3 protein-coding genes are annotated in these 3289 nt (G+C 66.3%); 2 read left to right on the top strand and 1 reads right to left on the bottom strand.

Annotated features, from left to right (window positions below):
- On the bottom strand, positions 1-189 hold a 189-nt coding region (locus tag VML93_RS08230), incomplete at its 3' end, for a hypothetical protein (protein WP_325609500.1).
- 24 nt (positions 190-213) lie between these two features.
- Here VML93_RS08230 and VML93_RS08225 point away from each other — a divergent pair.
- Positions 214-1008, top strand: coding sequence for a transposase (locus VML93_RS08225; RefSeq protein WP_325609498.1), 795 nt, complete (start codon positions 214-216; stop codon positions 1006-1008).
- A gap of 633 nt (positions 1009-1641) precedes the next feature.
- Positions 1642-2931 (top strand): IS110 family transposase, encoded by a 1290-nt coding sequence (locus VML93_RS08220; RefSeq protein WP_325609496.1) that lies wholly within the window; start codon positions 1642-1644, stop codon positions 2929-2931.
- Positions 2932-3289 lie beyond the last annotated feature (358 nt).

The raw sequence follows: 3289 nt of genomic DNA, 5'->3' as shown, positions 1-3289 counted from the left end.
GCCGTCGTCTTCAAACACCCACTGTTCGGGCACGTCCAGACCCAGCTGTTCGGCGTGCGCACGCACCGCTGCGGTCTGGGATCGGATCGTCTCCTGCTCCTTCTGCCGGGCCGAGGAGACCCGGGCATAGATTGCTGGGAGCTTGAGGAGGTCCCACTGATGACGATGGTAGGCGGTTTGGACGTGCATCGACAGCAGATCACCTTCGATTACGTGGACGATGACGGGGGGGTGCGCTTCGGTCAGATCCGTCCGGCGACGTGGAAGACGGTGCGGGGTTGGCTGGCCGAGCACTGCCCGGATGGCGATGGCGAGTTCGCGCTGGAGGGCTGTACGGGGTGGCGGTATGTCAGCGAGGAGCTGACCGCCGCGGGGGTGGGGGTGCATTTGGGGGATCCGGCTGAGATCGCGGCGTTGCGAGGGCCCAAGAAGCGCGCCAAGACCGACCGCGCGGATGCGAAGCTGCTGCGCACCCTGCTGGTGGAGGGCCGGTTCCCGGAGTCATGGATCCCGCCGGCGCATGTGGTGGTGGTTCGCAGTCTGGGCCGGTTGTACTGCGCGTTGATGGAGGAGCGGCGGGGCTGGCAGCAGCGTATCCACGCCCAGTTATTCCATCAGGGTTGCCCGCCGGTCAAGGCGTTGTTGTCCGAGGCGGGCCGCGCGGAGATCGCGGTCGCGGAGTTGTCGGCGGCCGGGCGCCAGTATGTGGACACCGCATTGCGCCGCATTGATGAGCTGAGCGCCGAGATCGATCCGCTGCGAGCCCAATTGGTGAGTTTCGCTCGCCGCCAGGCGGGGTGTCGGGCGCTGCAGCGCCAGTACGGCATCGGCGGGTTGTGTGCGGCGATCATGTGGGCCGAGATCGGCGATGCGCGCCGGTTTTCCACCTCCGATCAGCTGGTGCGGTTTGCCGGGCTGGATATCACCGTATACTCCTCGGACGCCAAACGCTGCCCCGGGGCGTCTGTCGCGGCAGGGTTCCCCGCAACTGCGGTGGGCGGCGTTTGAGGCGGCCAAGTGCGCGGCTCGGCGCGGGTCGCCGGATTACGCCTACTACCAGTCGCTGGCGGCCAAACACGACGGCCGCAACGGTAAGAACCCGACCTTGGCCGTGGAGCGCAAGATCGTGCGCCGCTGCCATCACACGCTGCGTGAACTCGGCGATGCCGCGCTGGCGCTGCCCGCCCCCGAACCACAGGAGGTGGCCGCCTAACCATGCGTTGCGCGCGTGTCCTGCCCATACTTGAGCTGATGCCTGCGGTCGGCTCCCGCAGGTCCCCTGTCGTCACCCCGCTGTTGGGTGGGCTTCCCGGAAAGAATGAGCGGCCGCACCTCTTTCGGCAGCCCGCGTGTCGGGCACCCCATCGATCATCATGTCGCCGGACCTTGTCCGTGGACCCAGATAAGTTCTTTGGTCCCCTTCGGGGACGCCCGCGCATGCGGGAAAATCGGACGCGCGGTCGCTCGCCGAGGTCGTCGCAGCTTGGCGCAGCGAGCCCGAAGATAAGTTTGATCCGGGGAGCCGATGGTGGGGCTGCGCATTGTTGCTACGAGCACGAGGGTCCGACTCTATTTCCATCCCTGTTCGGTTCCTGCGGGCGACCGCGTTCATGTAAACGATTGCGCGGGAAGGATATCGGGATGGAAGAGGTCGACGATGCCGAACTGGTGGTGGAGCGGATCGCGGCGCTAGATCTGGGCAAGGCCGCTCTGGAGGCATGTGTGCGGGTGCCGAGCCCCCACCGGCCGGGCCGGCGGATGCAGGAGCTGCGCGGCTACGGCACCACCACGGCACAACTGCTGGAGATGGTGGCCTGGCTGCAGCAATGGGGTGTGCAACGGGTGGCGATGGAATCCACCAGCACCTACTGGAAGGGGGTGTATTACCTGCTGGAGGCCGAAGGGTTTCAGTGCTGGCTGGTGAACGCTCGCGAGGTGAAAAACGTGCCGGGGCGGGCCAAAACGGATCGGGCCGATGCAGTTTGGCTGGCCAAGGTGGCCGAGCGGGGCATGTGTCGGCCCTCGCTGGTGCACCCGCCCGAGATCCGTCGGCTGCGTGATCTGACCCGCTACCGCCGTGCCCTGGTGCAAGACCGCACCGGCGAGCAGCAGCGCATCGAAAAGCTGCTCGAGGACGCTCAGATCAAGATCTCGGCGGTGCTCTCGGAACTGCACGGAGTCACCGCGCGGGCGATGATGGAGGCGCTGATCGCCGGGCAGCGCGATCCGCGGGCGCTGGCCCAGCTGGCCAAGGGCCGGGCACGCAAGAAGACCGCGCAGCTTGAAGAGGCGCTGACCGGATTTTTCACCGATCACCACGCGGCGATCCTGCGCATGATGCTCGACAACACCGATCGGATCAGCGCCCAGATCGCCGCCCTTGATGCCCGCATCGAGGACGAGATCGGCCCTTTCTCGGCGCAGGCGACCCGGCTTGCTGACATCCCTGGCATCGACACCGTGGCCGCCGCCGAGCTGATCGCCGAGATCGGCGTCGACACGACCCGGTTCCCGTCGGACGCGCATCTGGTGTCGTGGGCCAAGTTCTGCCCGCAGACCCACGAGTCGGCCGGTAAGTCCAGAAACAAGGGCCGCGGCAGGGGTAACCCATGGCTGGCCGGCACGCTGGGTCGCATCGTCTTCGCCAATTCTCGTGCCGACACCTTTCTCGGCGCCCGTTACCGGCGCCTGGCCCGACGCCGCGGCAAACAGAAAGCCATCGTCGCCACCGGCAACTCAGTCCTCACTGTCGTCTACCACCTGCTCTCGGACCCGGATGCGTCCTTCATCGACGTTGGGCCCGGATACTACGAATCCCGCATCAACAAACACCGCCGCGCCCACGATCTGGCCACCCAACTCCAAGCCCTCACCGGCCAGCACATCGTCATCCGCGACGGAAAAGCCATCATCACCGACGCCGCAGCATGACCCCAAACCCGCAGCGATGCACCATGACCCGGCTTCGCCGGGTGCCTTCGGCCTGCCCACTCACCAACCGATTTACGGGTCAGGCTGGCGCCGGCACGCGCAACGTGCACTTGTGTCATTCCATGGGAGGCTGCAGATGACTTGAACCACAACGGCTTTGCCTCCGTCCGGCCAACCACAGTATGCGGCGGATCCTCGTCGGCCTCAAGGTCGTTCGTCCTCGCTGCGCTCCGGGCGCTCCACCTCGACCTCCGACTGCGGTCCACCGCCCCAGGACCAATAGGCCGACCGAGGCCAAACAATGAAACACCAACGGACTCACCCTTTACGGGGGTCCCCAACACAGATAAGGGTTCCG

This window comes from Mycobacterium sp. (assembly GCF_035499775.1).
In the GTDB taxonomy this organism is placed as follows: domain Bacteria; phylum Actinomycetota; class Actinomycetes; order Mycobacteriales; family Mycobacteriaceae; genus Mycobacterium.
Note: the sequence above shows the minus strand (reverse complement) of the source record. Positions and strands in the feature narration are given on the sequence as shown.

Bases quoted from the DNA above. Each gene is read 5' to 3' on its own strand.
- VML93_RS08220 (WP_325609496.1), top strand. From the start codon at position 1,642: ATGGAAGAGGTCGACGATGCCGAACTGGTGGTGGAGCGGATCGCGGCG.